The organism is Collinsella sp. CLA-AA-H302 (genome assembly GCF_040093305.1).
Classification (GTDB): domain Bacteria; phylum Actinomycetota; class Coriobacteriia; order Coriobacteriales; family Coriobacteriaceae; genus Collinsella.
The window spans coordinates 1-20,961 of sequence record NZ_JBBNJW010000018.1; the positions used below are offsets into that span (position 1 = coordinate 1).

General features: G+C 50.7%; 17 protein-coding genes and 3 tRNA genes. 18 read left to right on the top strand and 2 right to left on the bottom strand.

Annotated elements, in window-relative coordinates:
* The first annotated feature begins 44 nt into the window (after nucleotides 1–44).
* The 8 genes from AAAV21_RS09755 (at nucleotide 45) to AAAV21_RS09790 (ending at nucleotide 8,628) form a co-directional block, all read left to right on the top strand.
* On the top strand, nucleotides 45–1,106 hold the full coding sequence (locus AAAV21_RS09755) for a histidinol-phosphate transaminase (RefSeq protein ID WP_349109296.1): 1,062 nt from the start codon (nucleotides 45–47) through the stop codon (nucleotides 1,104–1,106).
* A gap of 2 nt (nucleotides 1,107–1,108) precedes the next feature.
* On the top strand, nucleotides 1,109–2,491 hold the full coding sequence (locus AAAV21_RS09760) for a Gfo/Idh/MocA family oxidoreductase (RefSeq protein WP_349109299.1): 1,383 nt from the start codon (nucleotides 1,109–1,111) through the stop codon (nucleotides 2,489–2,491).
* Nucleotides 2,492–2,791: 300 nt separating this feature from the next.
* Nucleotides 2,792–3,034 (top strand): hypothetical protein, encoded by a 243-nt coding sequence (locus AAAV21_RS09765; protein WP_349109302.1) that lies wholly within the window; start codon nucleotides 2,792–2,794, stop codon nucleotides 3,032–3,034.
* 443 nt (nucleotides 3,035–3,477) lie between these two features.
* Nucleotides 3,478–5,943 carry a hypothetical protein gene (locus AAAV21_RS09770; protein ID WP_349109305.1) on the top strand — a complete coding sequence of 822 codons (2,466 nt, stop codon included), beginning with the start codon at nucleotides 3,478–3,480 and terminating at the stop codon, nucleotides 5,941–5,943.
* Nucleotides 5,940–6,248 carry a hypothetical protein gene (locus tag AAAV21_RS09775; protein WP_349109307.1) on the top strand — a complete coding sequence of 103 codons (309 nt, stop codon included), beginning with the start codon at nucleotides 5,940–5,942 and terminating at the stop codon, nucleotides 6,246–6,248. Before AAAV21_RS09770 ends, AAAV21_RS09775 begins: the two co-directional genes overlap by 4 nt.
* 94 nt (nucleotides 6,249–6,342) lie before the next feature.
* On the top strand, nucleotides 6,343–6,708 hold the full coding sequence (locus tag AAAV21_RS09780; protein ID WP_349109310.1) for a hypothetical protein: 366 nt from the start codon (nucleotides 6,343–6,345) through the stop codon (nucleotides 6,706–6,708).
* 125 nt (nucleotides 6,709–6,833) lie between these two features.
* Entirely contained in the window at nucleotides 6,834–7,085 is a 252-nt protein-coding gene (locus AAAV21_RS09785) for a hypothetical protein (protein WP_349109312.1), read from the top strand.
* A gap of 262 nt (nucleotides 7,086–7,347) precedes the next feature.
* Nucleotides 7,348–8,628 (top strand): IS256 family transposase, encoded by a 1,281-nt coding sequence (locus AAAV21_RS09790; protein WP_349109314.1) that lies wholly within the window; start codon nucleotides 7,348–7,350, stop codon nucleotides 8,626–8,628.
* Between the two features lie 427 nt (nucleotides 8,629–9,055).
* Here the strand turns inward: AAAV21_RS09790 and AAAV21_RS09795 are convergent, their stop codons facing one another.
* A complete protein-coding gene (locus AAAV21_RS09795; RefSeq protein ID WP_349109316.1) occupies nucleotides 9,056–10,078 on the bottom strand; it encodes a hypothetical protein in 1,023 nt (340 codons plus the stop codon).
* Nucleotides 10,079–10,340: 262 nt separating this feature from the next.
* Between AAAV21_RS09795 and AAAV21_RS09800 the strand changes: the two genes are divergently transcribed.
* The 10 genes from AAAV21_RS09800 (at nucleotide 10,341) to AAAV21_RS09845 (ending at nucleotide 20,074) form a co-directional block, all read left to right on the top strand.
* On the top strand, nucleotides 10,341–11,447 hold the full coding sequence (locus tag AAAV21_RS09800; RefSeq protein ID WP_349109318.1) for a hypothetical protein: 1,107 nt from the start codon (nucleotides 10,341–10,343) through the stop codon (nucleotides 11,445–11,447).
* 241 nt (nucleotides 11,448–11,688) lie between these two features.
* Nucleotides 11,689–12,618 carry an FRG domain-containing protein gene (locus AAAV21_RS09805; protein ID WP_349109320.1) on the top strand — a complete coding sequence of 310 codons (930 nt, stop codon included), beginning with the start codon at nucleotides 11,689–11,691 and terminating at the stop codon, nucleotides 12,616–12,618.
* 200 nt (nucleotides 12,619–12,818) lie between these two features.
* Nucleotides 12,819–14,114, top strand: a complete 1,296-nt coding sequence (locus tag AAAV21_RS09810; protein WP_349109322.1) for an AAA family ATPase — start codon at nucleotides 12,819–12,821, stop codon at nucleotides 14,112–14,114.
* On the top strand, nucleotides 14,107–14,784 hold the full coding sequence (locus AAAV21_RS09815) for an RloB family protein (protein ID WP_349109325.1): 678 nt from the start codon (nucleotides 14,107–14,109) through the stop codon (nucleotides 14,782–14,784). Before AAAV21_RS09810 ends, AAAV21_RS09815 begins: the two co-directional genes overlap by 8 nt.
* 745 nt (nucleotides 14,785–15,529) lie before the next feature.
* Complete coding sequence (locus AAAV21_RS09820; RefSeq protein WP_349109327.1) at nucleotides 15,530–16,198, top strand: DUF3990 domain-containing protein; 669 nt, start codon at nucleotides 15,530–15,532, stop codon at nucleotides 16,196–16,198.
* On the top strand, nucleotides 16,179–16,844 hold the full coding sequence (locus AAAV21_RS09825) for a helix-turn-helix transcriptional regulator (protein ID WP_349109330.1): 666 nt from the start codon (nucleotides 16,179–16,181) through the stop codon (nucleotides 16,842–16,844). Before AAAV21_RS09820 ends, AAAV21_RS09825 begins: the two co-directional genes overlap by 20 nt.
* 87 nt (nucleotides 16,845–16,931) lie before the next feature.
* Nucleotides 16,932–17,720: a DUF3825 domain-containing protein gene (locus AAAV21_RS09830; protein WP_349109333.1), complete on the top strand. Its 789-nt coding sequence runs from the start codon at nucleotides 16,932–16,934 to the stop codon at nucleotides 17,718–17,720.
* A gap of 138 nt (nucleotides 17,721–17,858) precedes the next feature.
* Nucleotides 17,859–17,933: transfer RNA gene (locus AAAV21_RS09835), tRNA-Val, on the top strand.
* Nucleotides 17,934–18,380: 447 nt separating this feature from the next.
* On the top strand, nucleotides 18,381–19,535 hold the full coding sequence (locus tag AAAV21_RS09840; RefSeq protein ID WP_349109336.1) for a hypothetical protein: 1,155 nt from the start codon (nucleotides 18,381–18,383) through the stop codon (nucleotides 19,533–19,535).
* Nucleotides 19,536–20,001: 466 nt separating this feature from the next.
* Nucleotides 20,002–20,074: transfer RNA gene (locus tag AAAV21_RS09845), tRNA-Ala, on the top strand.
* 210 nt (nucleotides 20,075–20,284) lie between these two features.
* On the opposite strand, the gene AAAV21_RS09850 is transcribed toward AAAV21_RS09845, so the two are convergent.
* Nucleotides 20,285–20,360: transfer RNA gene (locus AAAV21_RS09850), tRNA-Ile, on the bottom strand.
* Nucleotides 20,361–20,961: the final 601 nt, after the last annotated feature.

Consider the following 20,961-nt stretch of genomic DNA (forward strand, 5'->3'; position numbering starts at 1 on the left):
GATGTCAATTCTGGTCTAACAGAGCCTAAAACAAAGGAGTAAGTGTGTACTACGTTAACGAGAGGCTCGTGAACCTTCATCGCATCTTTGACCAGAACAAGCGCGAGGGTTACCTCAGACTTGATCTGAACGAGAACCCCGAGGGGCTATCTCAAGAGTTCATCGACGGGGTTCTTTCGAGGGTAACGCCCGAAATGGTGGCCCAGTACCCGGAGACTCTTGAGTTTACCGAATTCCTCGCTGGAAGACTTGGTACGGACATCGAGCATCTGTCGCTTGTTAACGGGTCTTCCGAGGGCATTCGCAACATCATTGAGGCCTTCACTGCACCTAGCGGCGAGATCGTTTGTGTATCGCCCTCTTATGCGATGTTCGAAGTGTACTCGAAGATGTATGGGCGCAATTTTGTGCCGGTTCCTTACAGGGATGACCTAACCATCACGGTTGATGATGTGATTTCCAAAATCAGCGATGACACGCAGCTGCTAATTCTTGTTAATCCGAATAATCCCATGGGCAATGCTTGGAGCGAGACCGAGATGATGCGCTTTTTCGAGGAAGCGGAACGCCGTCAGATTACCGTCCTCGTTGACGAGGCATACCATTATTTCTGCCCTGAGACTTCCATTAATTACGCCCTTACCCATGAACATGTATTTGTAACTCGTACTTTCTCGAAGCTATTCTCGCTTGCTGGAGCTCGTTTAGGCTATGTAGCAGGATGGCCTGAGGGAGTTGCCCTCGTACAGAAGCTGAATACTCCCCACAATGTAAATATGTTTGCCATGCTCTTTGCAAAGAAAATCATGGAAACCGAAGGCTTGCTCGATTCCATGATCGAGAATCAGCTTGGCGGCAAGCAGTGGCTCGTTGAGCAACTTGACAGTAATGGCTATGAATATCGAAGCAGCGAAGGCAATTTTATGTTCATTAAGCCGTTTAGCGATGCTTCTGAAATCGTTCGCCGCATGAAGGCCGAGAAAGGCATTCTCATTAAGGAGTATGACGGTATTGGCGCTTTTGGCAGCTGTCTGAGGGTAACCACTGGTCCCAAGCGTTCGATGGAGCGATTCATGGAAGCGCTGATTGAGTTGGACAAGGCCTAACCATGACTAAGGTCATTACCTACGGAACCTACGACCATCTTCATCGCGGGCATGTCCGCCTGTTGGAGCGTGCTAAGGCCTTAGGTGACTATCTAATCGTTGGCGTTACGTCGGATGACTTTGACAAACAACGCGGCAAGATTAACGTTCAACAATCGCTTGAAGAGCGTATTGCAGCAGTGCGTTCAACCGGGCTTGCGGACAAGATTGTCGTCGAAGAGTACGAAGGCCAGAAAATCGACGACATCAAGCGCTATGGAGTCGATATCTTTACTGTGGGATCGGATTGGGAGGGCCAATTCGATTATCTGAATGAGTACTGCAAAGTTGTGTACCTCGAACGCACCAGTGGTGTCTCTTCTACGGAAATCCGAAGTTCGGTTAAACTTCGCTGCGGTTTAGTTGGATATACCGACTATATGAATCGCGTTTTTGCTGAATGCGGTTTGGTAAATGGTCTCGAGGTTGCCGGCATTTGTGTTGAAGATCGCAGCTTGCTAGATGAGGGTCCACTCGGAGCTGAGCTTGTAACGGATGAATACGATAAGTTACTGGATGCAGTCGATATTGTATATATTCACTCGCATCCTGATCGACATTACGATCAGGTGAAGCGAGCCTTAAATGCCGACAAGCATGTGATGTGCGAAGCGCCTATCGCAAAGAGCGCTAAGGAATGCAGTGAGCTTTTCGCATTAGCCGACGAGCGAGGCCTTGTGCTGATGGACTCGCTGCGCACGGCATACTCAACCGCCTACGCACGCATGCTGTTGTTGGTCACCGGTGGACGTATTGGCGAGGTCGTTTCGGTCGATGCCACTATAACCAATCTTAAGACCAATCGCGCTCCTTTTGATACGCGTCGCGACACTGCCTGGAGCAGCATGACGGCATGGGGGCCGACGGCCTTATTGCCAATCTTCCAGATACTAGGCACTAAACCTAACTCGGTGCGCATTTCGTCCTTGTGCGAGAAACACGACAAGACTTTTGATGAGTTCTCGAGGCTTGACGTTGAGTTTCCAAACGCCGTGGCAACAGCAAAGGTCGGCTCAGGCGCTAAGTCTGAGGGCAGTCTAGTTGTATCGGGCACAAAGGGCTACATATATGTTCCTGCGCCCTGGTGGAAGACTGATTATTTCGAAATCCGTTACGAGAACCCAGCCGATAACAGACGTTATTTCTATCAGCTAGACGGGGAAGGTATTCGCTTTGAATGGGTTTCTTTCCTAAGAATGATCGCTGATGTCGAAAAGGGCATCAAAGGTGAAGAGGCACTTCGCCGCGAAGGCGGCATTGATCGTGATATCACCAAAGCCACCTGTGAAGTTATAGGCGCATTCGAACGCGGCGAGAGCGTAAAGTACTTAGAGTTTGTAAGGTAGTCAGGGTTTCAGCTTTTCAGCTGACAAAATATCTTTGAGTGCTATGTATTCTCTTGGGACATTCAATGATGTCTGGCGAGAGTGTGCTGAATCTTTGGCGAGAACTCATTTTTAGCTATTTAAATAATCATCCGGAAGGAGTGCGCTGGTTGATGGTGATGCGCCCCTTCCTCTATATAAAGCAATTTACAGCTACTCCATAAGCTAAGACACTTCTGATCTATTCTCGGTCGCGATTGCCTACTTTCTTATGATGAATCAAACCCCATTATTCCTCACGCGAGCTCCATCCAGGGCGTTATGAAGCGCGTGAAGGCCAAGGGCGTGTCCGAGGTGGTATATGAGCCCACGCTGGACGCGCCGGAGTTCTTCGGCTCCGAGGTGATCCACGACCTGGAGGCCTTCAAGTCCGGCTGCGACGTAATCGTCCCCAACCGCTGGAGCGACGAGCTCGCGGACGTAGCGGCAAGGTGTACACGAGAGATCTGTTTAAGCGGGACTAGGGGAGAGGGGATTGCGCAGGTCTGCCACAATCTAGAATAGAAGCTAAATTGAGCACGGGGTGTATCGGCTTGCGCCGATACACCCCGTGCTCTGTTATTCTCGCTATTTACAATAGCATTCCCTGATGCCACGAGCTCGAGGTGTTTGTCATCAGGGGTGGCAAAATGCAGTGATTGACTATTGTCATAGCTAATCACTGCATTGTTATAAATCCATGCCGATGCCATCCTGGAAAACATTGCTCACAACGCGGTCTGTGTAGACATGGGCAAGGCCAGCATATGGCTGCGTCGTTGGGCGGATCGGTAACAACAAAGCGGTACTGGGGCGAATGTCGCCCCCGGTGTCCACGCACCATGCCGGCGGTGTCCTTTGGCGACATTCATCAGTGCTCAAGCGAGCAAATACTCAAAACTGACGGCGAAGGAACTGCTTGCAGAAACTAAACTGTTTTTAAGTTGTATGTACGAAAGGAAGCGGCTATGGATGAATATACAAAACTTTCCATCCATAATCATTTTAATAACAAATCGGCCGATTTGACCATTGATCGCCCGATAGGTAGTGAAGCGAAATTTGACCTGCAGGCTGGTTATGACCAGATAAAAGAAGCTAAAAGCGCCGGTTATCAATTGCTTGCTCAGACAAACTCAAATAATCTAGATGTAGCTGCCTATTTACTCATGAGAAAAATGGCTGCGTTACACGGTATTGAATTACTGCCTGGTGTTGAACTTAATCTTTTAAATTGGACGGATGAGAGCAAAGTCCTTCACATTGTTATTGTCCTTGATCCCAACTCGCAGTTACTTTCGTTCTCAAAGAACCTCAACTCGAACTTCATCGTCAACGGAAGATATGCACTTACAATAAACCAACTATGTGAATTGCTATGCGACAGGCGCGCGGTTATATGTGTCCACGGATTAAAGCAAGACGATCGTGGGCTTGCGGGCAATCCCCCAATGGCGCAAGAATTGCTAAGTATGAATACATATTTCCCTGTCGCCATTGAGGACAACAGGTCATTTCACAAGCTATCACTTGAGCAACATATCAAGGATTTTTTGACTGAAGAACAAGTCGATTGGTTTGAAGCTGCAGCAGATATCTCGTCAGTTGATAGGTCTACCTTTGACGGACTGGTTTCACCTACTTATATGTGGGCAGGTGCGAGTTTTGATGATTTGTTCTATTCTGTGCTAATGGGCGATTGCCGCATGGTTCGAAAGGAAGATATTGTAAATAGGGTTTCCTACGTATCCCGCATAGTCATTGAAGGCGGCATGGGCCTGAGGCATTCGGAAATTAGCTGCTCGCAAGGACTTAATTGCGTAATTGGCCCATCGGGCAGTGGGAAAACCCTCCTTCTCGATATCTTAAGTGCGAAGCTCAGGAACGCTCATCTTAGTGAACAAATTTCAAGTGTTGCAGACTACGATAATATATATGACTCTTATCAAGTGCATCTATATGGACCCAGCGGTGAAGAGATTGACGCTTCGGACGGTTTTGAAGTAGTTGAAGGTGAAAACCTCTATAACAAAGTCATTAAGGCCTACAGTTCGGAAAAAAGTGAGCTCATTAACGACATGGGCCTAGGAATTAATTCACATGATTTTACGAAACTAGTTACCAACTTTACGGTTAGCATGAACAGTTACCTCGCCGATCTGGCAAGAGCTGATAAAGCAAGGGCCAATGCGGGAGATGCTTTGGCACAGGCTAAAAGTGCTGCGCGATTCCTGGCAGCAAATGAAGTGAAGAGCGCGGATACTATTTCTTACAACCTAAATCCGAGCGATGCCGCTGCCATTTCTGAGTTGGACATTAAAATCCAAAACTGCACTAACGGAATCAAGACTGCAACGGAGTATTTTAATAAGTTAATCAATATTGCTAGTAAGAATGCTTTGTCTCATGGCTTGCAAACACAACTTATCCAATTGCGTGATTCCTTTTTACTCGAATTGGAAACAAAAGCTATTAATTTAAAGTCTATACGCCTTGCCAAAACTCTTGATAAGAGAAAAAGAGAGCTAATTTACGAAGCCGTTCAAACCTATAACGGGAAAGTGAGCGGGCAATTTCAGCAAGTTAATCAGAAAAAACAAGTATTAATAGATAAACTTTCTGAGCTGGCCTCTAATCTTTTGGAAGCGAAGAAAACGGAACTATGCCTGCTGGTGCCCGTTATAGACAAAGAAGCTGCTACTAGATCAATTTCATTTGTAAGTGAAAATGACATTGCGCGACTGAAAATTGAAGACGTCAGATTATCCATAAATGACGAAAGCCGAATGAGAGAAGTATTTCCTAGTCACGTACGCACAAGAGCGACTAATGGTAAAGCTAAGGTAGGAGAGTTTTCTTACCCCCTGGATCTAACATCTCAAGCATCGAACAAATCGATGCTTGAGCTATTTTACAAAGCAGGTATTAAGAATGGCCTTGTCATGAATCTGCCTCTTGAAGATGTAATTGAATATGCAATCGAGCTTCGCGACATGACAAACCGCTACCGTTCTATTGAGGAATACTCAGCTGGAATGCTTAGCAAAATATATGTCTCCTACTTTCTCGATCGAACAATTCAAAAAGAAGGTAGTAATACAATTGTTTTATATGATCAACCCGAATCTAACATGGAAAAGGAATTCTTGCTCCGTACTTTAGGCGACAAATTAAAGGAGTTGAGAAAAACTCATCAAATTTTTGTAGCAACTCATGAGCCTCTGCTTGTAGTTAACGCTGATGCAAATGAAATAATTTTGGCAAACAACGATAAGAGAATTGATGCAACCAATTGTATCTCATATGAAAACCGATCTTTTGTAGGGGCGCATGGAAAAAGGCAGCTCGTCGAGAGCGTCGCAAGCCTGATAGATGGCGGCACTGACGCCGTAAAACGGAGAAGCACTATCTACGAGGGGATGATTCATCGATGATGGACATAATTGTAAATAATAAGGGCGAGCTGTTCATAGACGGAAATGCGAAGCAAATCGACGATTTGACTCAAGATTTTCTTGAAAAACTCGTTGATGATTCCCTTAGGGACGAAGTGACATTTGATATTGATGGCGATATGCCCCTCGCGGCTTTTTTCAAAGAAATACAAGATGGTACTAAAGCAGGCTCTGCGCTAAGAAAAACGATGGAAGAGCAGGGACAAAATGACTCCAACAGTGTCACCGCTGCTGATGTTCCCGCTAAAGGGCCTGATAGTAATCCGTTTGGGAACAGCTTTTAATTCATTGAAATGCGTTCTCTTTTTTCTTTAGCGAACTGTGCTTCGCTATTTATCGCAAGCTTTATCTTGTAGCGCCCTGTAGGAAGGTTCTCTTTTGCCAAAAAGTAAAGTGATAACTGAAGCAGTCGACTCCGTCGTTCCCTTGGAGCAACCCCTTAGGAGACTAGAGGTTCTTGCTCACGATGTTGGCAATGATGAACTTGAACGCTGGGCGGAATGCGAGCTCGCAGGCTATACAGATGGCGAAGTCCCAAGTTACAGAGTTTCTAAAGGTCTTAACTTCAGTTATTCGGGGATTAATAATGGCACTTTTAAGGTAAACAGTGTGCCGCTGCAAATTTGTTTCCTTAGCGAAGAAACTCTGAATGATCTCAAGGAAGTACCCTTTGACGAGGGCATTCCATCGTTGAAAGATTGGCCGAAGGCGATTCGACAGTCCATCTCGACCGATCATATTTAGCGAGCGAGGTTTTAGAGCGTTCTGGCGGCGGTATTACGTGTCTCTCTATTTCTCAGAACTTTTCGCCAGATTTTTTTAAAGGAATAAAAGGGGAGGTAACTACTCGTGCCATTAAGGCGTTAATGATGCTTGAAGACGAGTATGGATGCCTTGATGAGCTCGGTATTGAGATTAAGTCCAATAAAGAAGCAACAGAAAACAATACGGTAATTACTAACACAGTTTTATATACAAGTGCTCCCGGTGCTGAAGGGGCTAATTCTGCTGAAAAGGAGGGCTTTGGATCAAAGGTTGCATGGAATGTCCTGGTGCCAATAATTACAGCAGTTGCGGGTTCTCTGGTAACGGCTCTGTTGATTCGTTATTTCCAATTGTAATGAGATATTAATTATCTAAAATAGCGCAGAAGAGTGTCTATAAGGACGGGGAAAATCGGTCGCAAGCATCTACCACTGACGATGAAGTCCAACTCCGACAACTTCCGCGCGAGCTCCATCCAGGGCGTCATGAAGCGCATGGATCGCGTCGAAAATGTTGGTGTAAGGGCGACACTCTAGCGCCCGTTTAATGAAGAGCGGCCTTCGTCCTAGAATCTGAAATCACCACAACAACAGGTTCTAGGAAAGGACGAAGACCGCTATGGAAATCTTATCAGACCCGACGCCGGACACGCTCGCCATGCCACGGTTCGACGACGGCGCCATCGACATGCAGGAGCTGCTCAGGCGCCTCACCGAGCAGGTCGTGAACGCCGTGATGGACGCCGAGCCCGACCAGCTGTGCGACGGCGGGGCGAACAGCCGCAACGGCTACCGGGAGCGCGGCCTCGCCACCTGCGTCGGCACGCTGACGCTGCGCATCCCGAAGCTCCGCACCGGCAGCTTCTTCCCGGACGACGTGATCGAGCGCTACCAGCGCGTCGACCGCGCCCTCGTGGCCGCCGTCGCCGAGATGTACGCCACCGGCACGAGCACCCGCAAGGTGCAGCGCGTCGCCGAGAAGATGGGCGTGTCGAGGCTCTCCAAGGACCAGGTGAGCGCCATCGCCTCGAGCTTGGACGCCGACGTCGAGGAGCTCTGCGCGAGGCCTCTCGAGGGCTCGCCGGTGCCATACGTCTGGCTCGACGCCACCTACGTCAAGTGCCGCCGCGGGGGCCGCGTGGCCTCTACGGCCGTCGTCACAGCCATCGGCTGCGACGCGGGCGGCTGGAGGCGCGTCCTGGGCGTCGGCGTGGTGGACACCGAGTCGTACGACTCGTGGCTTGCATTCCTCAGGAAGATCCGCGACCGCGGCATCTCCGGCGTGCAGCTCGTTGTCTCCGACGCGCACGGCGACCTCGTCGCGGCGGCGTCGGAGGTCTTCCAGGGGGCGGCGTGGCAGCGCTGCGCCGTCCACCTGATGCGCAACTGCATGCGCGAGGCGGGCTCCTGGCAGCTCAGGCGCCGCGTGGGCAGGATCGTCTCGCAGGTGTTCCGCGGGCGCGACGCCGCCACCGTGGCCGCCATGTACCACGTGGCGTACGACATGCTGGAAGGCTGCTGCCCGCGGGCGGCCGCGATCCTCGAGGAGTCCGAGCCGGACGCCCTGGCATATCTCGACTTCCCGCCCTCGCACTGGAAGCGCCTGCGCACCAACAACGTCCAGGAGCGGACGAACCGCGAGATAAAGCGCAGGTCGAGGGTGGTGCAGGTATTCCCCTCGGAGGCATCGCTGGTGCGGCTGGCCGGCGCGGTCATGTGCGAGCAGGACGAGATATGGCAGGAGTCGAGGTACTTCTCGGAGGCAAAGATGAGCGAGATCTACGACGAGGGCCGCGCCCGCGGGATCGACGGGAAGGTCGACTGGGTGCGGCTGGAGACCGAGGCCGGGAAGATGATCGAATCCGGGCTCGAGCTTGCGGACAGGATCGAGGCGGCATAGGATATCAATCGTATTTCAGGTTTCTGGACTCCGGTCCGACTCGCTTCGGATCGGGCACTACACCAACTTTCTCGACACTACCAGCGCATGAAGGCCAAGGGTGTGCCCGTGGTGGTCTACGATTCCACGCTGGCGCGTCGGAGTTCTTCAGGTCCGAGGTCACGCACGACCCGGGTGCCTTCAAGACCGGCTGCGACGTGATCGTGGCCAACCGCTGGAGCGACGAGCTCGTGGAAGTGGCGGACAAGGTGTGCTCGAGGGATTTGTCTAAGAGGGATTAGAGAAGGGGATTCCCTGCAGCGACTCTAGCCTTGCTTAATACTCTCAATGTCAAGAATGATCCCGTATCAGCTAGCGCCGATACGGGATCATTTAATATAAGTCTGGATCCCTTGCGCCTGACAGGCAATGTGATTTTTATAGCACGTTAACCCACGAACGTCATTGTCTCAGCTTCTACCCCCTCGCTAACCCTAAGTCTCGGTGTATCGAATTCTTCTGGCGAAGCAAGTGCGATTGCGGCACGAGCCTGATTGAAGGCGGTTTGCAGGTCGAGGCCGAATCCGATGCTCGAATACAGCTGGGCGGCGAATGCCTTCGCGGCGGCGTCCGATATGGATTTCGTCATGCCTATCGTCGCATCGACATGGCGCAGTATCTTATCAGCCTCCTCATCAGAGTAACAGGCGTTGAAAACGATCAGCCTTACGTGTTTGGCGGCGGCGCCGACAACCACCGATAGACGCTCTTTATCGAGAAGAACTGAATTACCAAACTGGTCTTCGAGCACAATGCTTCCGTCAGCTGCTCCATGACCACTGAAGTGGACGATGTCGGGGTTAGTTTCATTGAGCGCTTGAAGCAGGTCGGTCTGTCGCACCGCCCATCGGTCGTTGAAAGCGACGCATTGGGGATTGTCCGACTTACGTATAGCTTCGTGGATGTCTCGTGCTTCTGCATCGATCCTGAGACGCACCTCGTCCTCGGGAGACGTGCCGAGATATAACACCGTAACCTTCTCAGGTATGTTTTCTAGTGTTTCAAGCCTTGTCGCATGATCTTCGATTGTGCGGTTCATTGAGCCCATGGCTCTGTTGAGCTTGAGAGCATCCTGCTTGCGTTTCTTCGCGGCGGCGTTTTCTATACGCTGCCTTTCGCGTCCGACCTTTGCGGTTGCCGCGTTCATTTCTTTCTGCTTTACTGCGATTTTACCCTGAAGGCTCGCAATCTCCTTCTGCGCGCGCTCCTTGTCACGCAGGGCGGATTGGTAGGAGCGTAGTTTGCTACTACGGGTCGATTCCGTACGTGCCTTCGTTGCCGCTGTCTGTGCGGCGTTCGCTTTTGTTTCAGCCGCGGTGAGCTTTGACTGTTGCCCCGCAAGCTTCTTTTGGAGGTCTGTCAATTCGCGCTGCCTTCTATCAAGGGTGCGCTGTTCCTGTTCTAAACTCATGTTGTTGCCTTTCTCCATCGCTTCGCATAGGTATATTGTACAAATCGAAACGTATGACCTGAGGAGTCTTGATGCGGCATTGAAAACTCGACGTGATCGCTTTTTCCTTTCACCGATTGGCAAAACGATTTACACCTAATTATTGGCGCTGTTCAGAGGCTTTTTCTATAATTACGGCTTGATCTCGCTAAACTAATAACTGCTGCTACCAGGGCATTTTCTGGTGCACATTCTATTGGCTCCTGCGAAGATCGGAGCGGGTATGTTTGCTGCCGAGTCCTACACCAGCCGTCATTACATTGCAATTGTTGCCATGGCCTGCCTATGCGTTTTGCTGGGCGGGCCTTCTTATGCCGCGGGCGCGGAGAGCCTCATCATCGCGGGCGCGACGTACTACGAGCCGGGCGTGTCGGGCCCCGGCTGGGCCTGGACCGATGCCGACCATCTGGAGCTTAACGGCTACGCGGGCGAGGCCATCGGAGCCGAAGGCGACCTGGTGCTGACGCTTGCCGGGCAAAACTCCGTGACGGAGTCGCATGCGCCCGATGCGGACATCACGCTGTGCGGCATGGAGGTGTGGGGCAACCTGACGCTTCGCGGTACCGGGACCCTGACGGCGACGGGCTCGCAGTGCGGAATCCACGTCTCGCAGGCGCTCGTGGTGGACGGATGCACCATCGATGCCCGGGCAGACGGGGTCGATATTACTGACGAGGCGGCTGCCGGCGTGATCGCCGGCGACATGGCCGTGCGCGGCGGCGGGCGCGTCGTTTCCGCGGGCGCCGGGTCCGGAGCGGGCGTGCGCGCCTACGGCGTGTATCTGCAGGACGCGGGCATTGGCGCTGGCGCGGCCGGCTGTCGGCTTTCCGTCGACGCCTCGTGGCTTGATGCGGCCGGTACCGACGGCGGCGTTGCGTGCCTGGGCGGGTCGCTTGTGGCCGCACGGTTTGTGACGCCTGCTAGCGGGACCTTTGGTGCTAGCAGCGTTGTGGATGCTGCAGGAGTCGTGGCACCGCATGTGGTGATTGAGCCCGATGTCGCCACGCCTCCGGCGGGGGAGACCGACGGGGTCGATGTGCCTGGCGATAGCGCGGGCAAGTCTCCCACCGATGCTAGCCCCGCTACCGGAGAGCCCACCACGGGGCCCACGGCTAATCCCTCGCTGAAACCCGCGGCCACGACAACCAAGACAACAACGACAGCAACCAAGACCACTATATCCACGTCCTCTAGGCCCAAGACTGCCACTGAGACCACCGCGACGCTCCCCAAGGCCGGCGACAACAACTGGATCGTCGCCCCTGTGGTGCTATTCCTGCTGGGAACAGTGCTCTTGGCTGCCGCATATCGCTGCCAAGGCCCCGTTTAAGCGAGACTAGGGGAGAGGCGAATGCAGCTATTTCATAAGTATTTAATCTTCTACTAAATCAATTTCATATAGAGTGGTGCCGTATCAGCTATCGCTGCGACGGCACTATTTTGTTCAGCTCGACAACCTCTCGATCTGCTACCGATGTTGAGCCTTACACCCCATTTGCCAGAGCGATAAGATAATTGCAATCCAAATACTGCCGTTAATAAAACTTCTTGTTCCACTAAAGGATTGATATATGTCTAATGAAACTAAAATTGAGGTCGAAGATGTAGCCTCATATATCAAGTACATCAACGGACTTTCACCAACAATAAATGGAGACGCCAGAACATATGAATCTACATTTGTTTTCCGAGGACAAGGATCGACTAAGTTTGATCTTGTTCCGTCAATCGGAAGAGATAGCTATTGGCGTAAACCGGGATCGGACACCATTACTCCTATCATAGGCAGCCTTACGCACGAGGCGGATATTATTGAAACCGCCTGCCGAATAATGCCAAATGTCTTCAAGCGAGATTTGCTTCCGATTGATCTTTTAGCCTGCCTCCAGCACTACGGAGTCCCCACCAGACTATTAGATGTAACTTCAAACGCACTTGCCGCCCTCTATTTCGCCTGCGGCAATCCTGGTGACACGGGGGAAGTATTTATCTTTAGACGACCGGGAGGAGATAAGCGGGAATATCCCATCTGCCAGGCAATTGCGGACTCTTGGCATCTGTTTATGAACTCAAAACTTCTGTCTCGTTTTGCCTCACTTGCAATATCAAGACCATACTTTGACTATCAACGTGATCTAGTGCTTTCAATTTATCCTGAGCCAACTGATCAGGCAAAATGGTTTAAGGAGTGCTGCGAAGACACATTATTTGTCTACGGAACTAGATATCTTGATAGACAGGCCGCTCAGTCTGGCCAATATATCCTTTTCCCAAATGACATTCGTGAGAAAGATCCAAGTTTGTCATTTGATGACTTGATAAGTCCACTGCCCAAAGACAGTCCCGTAATAGCTGGTCGTTGCATAGTGCCATCTGATAGGAAGGCATCAATATTAGACGAGTTGAGCAAACTTGGCATTACCGAAGCTTCGCTCTTTCCCGACAGCATTGAGAAGAGATGTGCCGGCATAGTGAGTGAGATTAAAAGACACCGTCACTGAAGGATTGCTCTTAAAAGCAGTGTAGAGAAGCATGCATCAATAATTATGTTATATGTAATAAAAGGGTCCACTGTTTAAACTATCGATTTAAAACCGATATTTGTTCAAAGCTAACAAATATCGGTTTTAAAACTATATAATTGTTCTTGTAATTTAAGGATGTCTGTGAAAAATCGACTTTTGCGAGAAGGATTCTAAAGATGATCCTCAATTTTTCTTTTAAGAATTACCTCAGTTTTCGAGATGCACAGCAGTTTTCGTTCGAACCAATTTCCAGTAAAAAAGAGTTTGGCCCCGTGCGCGTCGCTGCGGTATATGGTGCTAATGCTTCTGGAAAATCAAACTTCATTGATGCGCTTAACTTTGTCTCGTATTTTGTTCGCACAGGCTTCGCATCGGGCGATGCACATACGCGAATTCGAGTCGTTCCCTTTTTGCTCGATTCCAATTCCATCGATGGCGACACCGAGTTTTCAATCGACTTTACTTCCGGTAACGAAAAATATGAGTTCTCGTTTGGTCTAAATAAAAATGAAGTTACTTACGAAAATCTCGTCGTCTATCGATCAAAGCAACCGTCCCTTCTGTATGATCGCTCTTTAGCAAATGGAGAGCAATCCATTAAATTCGGAAGCTCCTTTACGGGCGCAAAAAAACAACTGTGGGATATTACACGTAAAAACTCTCTCTTTTTATCTGCCGCGGCAACGGCCGGCAGCACTGTTGTCCAACCGGCATTTGAATCGCTTGCTCACGAAATAAAACTTTATGATGCAACGCGATATACCAACGAGCTGACGGCAATTAAAAAGTTATTCATTAAGGGTGATGCGCGGGCCCGGATATTATCTCAGCTTATTAAGTTTGCTGATATCGGAATTGACGATATCGATGTTCGCCAAGCTGAAAGCATCTTTGGTTTAAAGGAATCATTCGTTGACCTTAAAGACATTCCAGAAGAAGCACGAAATTTAATTGAAGAAGATTTTAAATGGTCTTTTTCTTACGACCTGTTCTTTCATCATAAAGGGGCTGGAGATGGGCTTTGGTTCAGTTCAAATCAGGAATCTGAAGGGACGAAAGCAGCTCTAGCTTTCTTCTTCGTGGCTGTAAACTCACTAAGCAGCGGAAGTCTAGCTCTCATTGATGAGCTAGATTCGAGCCTACATCCTACGCTCCTACGCGACTTCGTTTCACTTTTTTCTGATCCTGACACCAATCCTAAGGGCGCACAACTTATCTTTTCTACTCATGATGTTACCCTGATGACGCGAACGAGCCCAATGGAAGAAGTGCTTGAGCGAGATCAAGTCTGGTTTGTAGAAAAAGATTTTGAGGGAACTTCTCAGCTAATTGCGGCAATGGAGTATTCCCCCCGCGCAAATGAAAATCTGGGGCGCAATTATTTGAACGGGGTCTACGTGCCCTTGCCAAATCCGAGCTTCCATCAACTTGTGGCTCAGCTTATGAAGGAAGGCACTGACGTAAATGGCTAAGACAGAAAGGAGAGGGCTTGCTCGCGGCCGTAAAAAGCAAACGAGAGCCAAACGAAAGCGTCATCTAGTTGTGTCTAATGGCAAGGTGACCGAAACCGAATACTTCAACTTCCTAATTAATGAAATGGACGTTCGCGGTAGCGTGCGGTATCGGCATATTGACGGAGACCCCTTGAAGGTGGCCAAGCAGCTGTCGCGAGAGCTTGAGAATGATAAAAAGGCTGTTAAAGCAGGCGAAATCGAAGCATTGAGTTCTACATGGATCGTTGTTGATTCAGATGAGTTCAGAAACCTAGCCGCAGCAGAACGAGAAGCAAAGACAAAAGGAGTTAGGCTCGCGATCTCCAATCCATGCTTTGAAGTGTGGCTCATCGATCACGTGTCACCATGCCCGGAGACTTTTGCATCGACGCCTCAATGTGAGAAAAGAGCGCGAGACCTTGGCGTTGTAAAATCTACTGACCCCAACAGGTACTCCGCGTCAAAGTTCAAGTCGGTAAATCTCGAAATGATTGACGGAAACAAAGGCCAGGCTTTGACCAATGCCGCAAAGCACAATACGGATAATAAACGTCGTGCAAGAGAAATGAATCCGGACAACGTTGTCGCCTATCAAGTATGGACAGACTTGCCTGATCTTGTAGATGACGTATTTGGATCGGGTAACTAGTGCGACTCATCCCGCGTTAGGGGCAGGCTTTTAACTCAAAAAGTTGTAAACGCGGTAGCAATGCTTTGGAGCTATGTTCAGCTAGATGACGGCGCTCAGTTTGCTTACTCAGAGACACGAGATGACGGGACCGTTCGCGTAGCCGTCGAGCGCCCGGTTGACTTTGGCTTTGGCCATGCGGAATGCTTCTTGCCTGCGGTTAATTGGTTCAATGTCGAAGGTTTTTCTAGTGACGACCTGGATTTTTGACCGAGTTCGTTAGATCAAACGCTCCGTTTATCTTCGAACTAGCAGAACGGCAAAAAGCCAGACCGGCGGTGGCATAATGCCTCGAATTCTTGTTTTTGGACAGTATATACGAGCTTTTTCTAGAGCTCGAGGAAGCGCTTGGTCAAAAACCCGAGGGCTGACGAGCCGACCGTGTGAATTCTGGGTTTGCCTTGCAGTTCTTCCCATTCATTTGTATGCTCGACTTTGTTTTTGGTCGTAAGGCGCGACCAACGGAATCAAATGAAAGCCTACCGAGAAGATCTTGGTCACAGAGCACGACCAACGCAATCAAAACAATGCTCGCGGAGAAGGCGCCTTCAATCGCATTGATTGGAGGCGCCTCTAATATCAAGCAATATCTATTCTGCCGGAGAGCGTGGAGCAAGGGCGTCGGTCGAATACGCCAGATAACTGGTATCGCCCTAACGATATTCTGATAAACTATCGTTAGGACGATACCTGTTAGGAGACTCGTGTGAAGCTGTGGCATGGTTCTCAGAAAATCATTAAGGCTCCCCAGCTTGGCCTGGGGAAAGTCCATAACGACTATGGACAGGGATTCTATTGCACAGAGAGCCTCGACCTTGCAAAGGAATGGGCATGCTCTCGGGATGTCGATGGTTTTGCAAATAGATATGAACTCGATATGACCGGTCTTAATATCCTCGACCTGCTATCGCCGCAATATAGCGTCATGCATTGGATAGCGTTGCTCATAGAGCATCGTTCTTTTCGTAAAGATACTGCCGTTGCCGTAGGGGCGTGCGAATATCTCCACGATCACCTTTTACCGGATACTGAAGCCTATGATGTGATTAGAGGATGGCGTGCGGACGACTCGTACTTTAGCTATGCCAGGGCATTTGTGAACAATACGATCACCGTTGAGCAACTTGGTCGATCTATGAGGCTTGGCAACCTCGGGGAGCAGATCATGCTCAAAAGCGAGCGTGCGTTTAAGAATATTCGATTTGCTGGATTTGAGCGCGCACCGCTAGCCCTGTATGGCCCATTGGCCAGGGAACGAGACGAAGCGGCAAGAGAACAGTATCGGCAGCTGCTTGCCGAAAACCCGTTTGAGGGAATCCGCATCGTCGACATCATTCGAGAGGGGATGACCGCAGATGACCTGCGCCTACAGTGAAGTATATCTCGAGGACGCTATGAGAACGCTGGGCGAGGCAGTCGATTTTGCCCTCTGCGACCAAGGGCTGAATCCGACCGAACTGACGATGATCTTGTCAAACGCTCTTGAGATGAAACAGTTTGAGCGCGGTATCCCACGCGTTGTCTGCGGCATGTCGGGCGACGAGCTTGCGCGCGAGATCATTGTTCACGCGGGTCTGAAGCCCGTCGAATTAAGGGAGGCCTATCCGTTCGACCGTTCCCCACAATACTGGGCAGGCTGGGTTTTGGCATACACGCAGTGGACGTGTGGCCTAGGTTTTAGCGACCTTTTTGAAGTGGCACCACTCGATTGGATTATCGGCTCGTACCATCCGCTTCACGAGGCCTCCGAAGATACATTCGCCCAGATAGTCATTGATAAATGGAACAAAGCCCAGGCAGGCAAAAAGGGCCTCAAGGTAGCGCGAAAGGCAGCCGGCCTGACCCAAAAACAGCTGGCTGCCCAATCGGGAGTCAAAATCCGTGCCATACAGCTCTACGAGCAAAACCAACTGGACCTGCGCCGTGCCTCGGTATCCTCGGCATTGGCGCTCGCAAAAACCTTACACTGCAGCATCGAAGACCTCGTCTGGCAACCAATCGCCCTGGAGTACGACTCCTAATGTCACCGTGTTGTGCTCCCCGGGATTACATCGCGCGTATAAAATCTAAGCATCCGCACGCCGGTTATTGAATGGAATGGACGCCACATGGAACTCCCTAGCACCCTGTGCAGCAATGTGTATGACTTCGCGTTTTGCCCCGAGCCCTGCTACGAACGCCTGGCCGACCTAGCCGACCCTGAGGACTGGGGTCCCGGCAACCGCATCCTCAAAAACTACCTGTCGTTCTCGTTTAGCCGCGCGGTGTTCCTGACCGAGCGCGACGTGGACCAGACCGCGCCGTCCAACCTGCCGTTGGTGTTCGATGACGACCGCTGCCTGTTTAACACCGGACTGTACACGCGCCGTTACGAGACCATCTATGGCCTGTTTGAGCCCAACACCAAGCCCGACGCGCGCCAGCGCTGGTTTTTGAAGGGCTTCTTTAAGGAGAGCGACCCCATGCTGGTCTCGTTTGAGTACCTGCCGTGCCGCGTGCGCTTTGCCGAGGACCCCTCCGAGCTGGTCTTTGACTACCGCCTGCCCATCCGCTCCAACATCGACCACATTCTGGGCGATGAGGAGAACCTCACGCGTATTCCCGACAGCCTGATGGGGGAGGGCAACTCGCTGCTGCTACGCCGCGCCTTTGAGGGAGCTGTCGTCGAGGCCGCCCGCCGCGCCGCAGCCAACTACACGCTCGCCGTGCCGCAGTTCTACGGCGGTCGGATCCAGCTGCTGCTGCCGCTGTGCCTGACCGGCGACAAGCCCGAACTGGCGCTGACCATCCAGCGCGAGGACGGTTTCTACGCAGCACGCACCTGCCTCACACTCGACATGGCCTACAACAACGCTCGACTCATTTGCCGCCCCGAGACCTCGTGGATAAAGCGATAAAGGGTGGTTTAGCTGCTGTTTTACCCATTGCTTTGGTTGCTTTGGCTTGGCTAGCACTCACGAATTTAAAATCGAGGGCAAAAAGTTCTTGGTAAACCACGTACGGCTATGATAGTATCTCTTTTGCCGAAAGGCGACGGGCGATTGGCTCAGGGGTAGAGCATATCCTTCACACGGATGGGGTCACAAGTTCGAATCTTGTATCGCCCACCATCAAAAGCACAGGTCAGAGGTATTAAGCCTCTGGCCTTTTTCTATTTGAAACCAAGGGTGACACCAAAACTGACACCAAATTTTCGATTTTTATTAGCATAGGGTCCTATTTTTTATTGATCGCAAACCCTTCATAGTTCCTACATATTGAATATAATTTTCGTTCGTTGACCAACTATAGAGTGACGTCGTCGAACATTTTGAAAATGGTTCACGCGCTCTTTCAATGAATTCTTTGCATGATTCATACGCAATTGTGGAGAAAAAGACCACTGGCTCACAGCTCGTACCAGCACATTCACGCCTCGTGACAACCTTTCAACACATCCCATCCATTTTTTGGTCAGCGTTTGGTCAGCTTCCGGTACTTACCCGCATGATGCCCCAGTAGATAATCGTCCACGACCACAACCGCATGGCCTACGGCCGATACCAGGGGAGGCGCAAATGGACGAAATCGTCTGCGCAAACACCGCATTCCGCTATTGGCGCTGCCCACCGCAGGTGCGCGACCTCTACCCGCGCATACCCAGCTCCGATGACGGCTGGCGAGCCCTATCCCAAGCCCCTTTCGTAACCGACGTCCTCAAGACGCCAGTCATCACAGCAGCATCAACACGAAGCAACCTGCATTCCGAGACAAGACGGACCATCCGATGGAACAGCGCCTATACAGAGAAAGTTTCCATCGACACGGGTATGGGCTTTAGCGTCACAGACCCTCTTAATACGCTATTCACCATGACTCGAAGCGTTTCTTCATGCGACTTGGTTCTGGCTATGTACGAGTTTTGCGGATGGTTCTCGGTTTTTAAACCATCGCCCGCGGTCGACATGGCACTTGAGCAGGCTAAATCAGAAGAAGAGCAGTACACCACAGAAAGTCTGTTTGAACTAGACGAAACACAAGACGAGGCCCCATGGAAGCGAGTCTATGCTCAGAAGCACCAGAAGGATAGTGATAATAATCAAAGTGGGCAGCAGGATAACGGATCCGGAAATAAAGCTAACGGAAAGGGCACATCGCTCTGGATGAGAAAGCCTCTTATTGAAATAGAAGAACTGCACAGATTTGCAGCGAAGGTTAGGGACGGGATGTGGGGAAAGCAATTCTACGAAGCCGCACAGCAGGTAATGGGTATTGCTGCATCCCCGCTAGAAGTTGCTGGAATAATGTTGCTAAGTCGTCCGAGGCGTGCTGGCGGAGCGGAGTTTAAATACATATACGTCAACGACTTAACACCGCTGTCGAATTCAGCTCGGAAAATCGCAGGTCAGAAAGTCTGTTACAGCGATATCGTCATCGTAAACCCAATAAAAATGAAGGCTGTGATTATCGAACTTCAAGGAGAGGTTATCCATGGATCGGGCGCTGTGCTTGACCACGATGCCTCTCGAATGACAGCATTGCAAAGCATGGGATACGACGTATTTCTTGTAACTCATGACATGCTCAATGATCACGAACAGCTTGATGCCATCATTCACAGTGTGTGTAAGCGATTGGAGTTGCGCTACAAGCCAAAAACCGAGGCGATGAGATGTGCTGAGACCAGATTGCGCGCAAACGTTCTGTGCAATTGGCTTGGTATTGGTAAGTAATAATGGCCTAGTGAGCATTTTTAATACTTTATATGCTGCCAGTAATTAAGTCCCATTTTAAAACAATGCCGGTTTACTACGTTGGATTGAGGGTGGCTGAACACACCGAATTCGCCGCTCGTAAAACCGCAGGTAGATTGCCTGCCCGTTTTGCGAAAGCAGGCGTGAGGTCGGAAATCCGGGAATCGTCGTAGTAAACCGGTCCGTTTATGAAGCGACCAGCTGGCGCGAGCTGCGCACGATTCAGTAAATTGACCCGAAGGCGCGGAGAGGGGCTCAGACGAAACCCTCCCGCGGAAGCACCGCGGATTGCTTTGTTCTGGCCGGCGGCACCTGGGGCGCGCCCCGCGGGCTATTTCGGGCATCGTGTGTCTCTTCGTCCTCGTGCCTGTTCCACGCGCCGCAGAATATTTCCAAAATTGTCCTTGCATCGGCGGGGGAGTTCCCGTATAGTACTTCTTCGCACGGGGGCGTAGCTCAGCTGGGAGAGCGCTTGACTGGCAGTCAAGAGGTCAGGGGTTCGATCCCCCTCGTCTCCACCCGAGCATTGAATGAGGCTCCAACGCAAGTTGGGGCCTTTTTTCATATCTAACGATTGACGCCATGTGTTGGTTGGGTAGCATCTTGGCGACATTCCCATTGTTAATTACGAATATGAATGTTAATAACTTTACGTCTCTGGATGGCAAAGCTAGTTTGCAGCGCTAATAACAAAGAGGCCGGGCGTAATGCCCGGCCTCAAAATACTCTGGTGGGCCCTCCGGGATTCGAACCCAGAACCCAGGGATTATGAGTCCCCTGCGCTAACCGTTGCGCCAAGAGCCCTTATGAACGGTGAATGCAATTCTAATAAAGGCATCTAAGGCCTAATTTCTTCGCTTCACGTCGAGAAATACTACCATGCACGAGCAAGTCGCACAACGCAAGATCAAGTCCAATGCTAAACAACAACCAATCTAGGCGCGTTGCAGAAAAGACGCGTTTTAGAAAAAGTTAAGGCCATTAATTCAGGGCTCCAACACATTTTGCCGCGAAATCAAGCTGATGTCATTTCAAAACACCGCCAGTTTACTACGACTGATCGGCGACTCCCGAGCACCGCGTGTTCCCCGTTTGCAAAACCGCAGGTAGGGAGCCCGACGGTTGCGTAAAAGGCGTGCGTGGTCGAACATTCCTGATTCATCGTAGTAAACCGGCATAGTTCTGAGGCGCAGAGGAGGGGCGGTTCGCAATCGGGCCCGATAATGGGACTGGCGGAGCACGGGAAACCCGGTTGAGCGGGCGGGTCGTGTTTCGCCTGCGCCGGCACGGGCGAAAGTTTTTCCAAAAATGTCCTTGCATCGCCGTCCGAGTTCCCGTATAGTACTTCTTCGCACGGGGGCGTAGCTCAGCTGGGAGAGCGCTTGACTGGCAGTCAAGAGGTCAG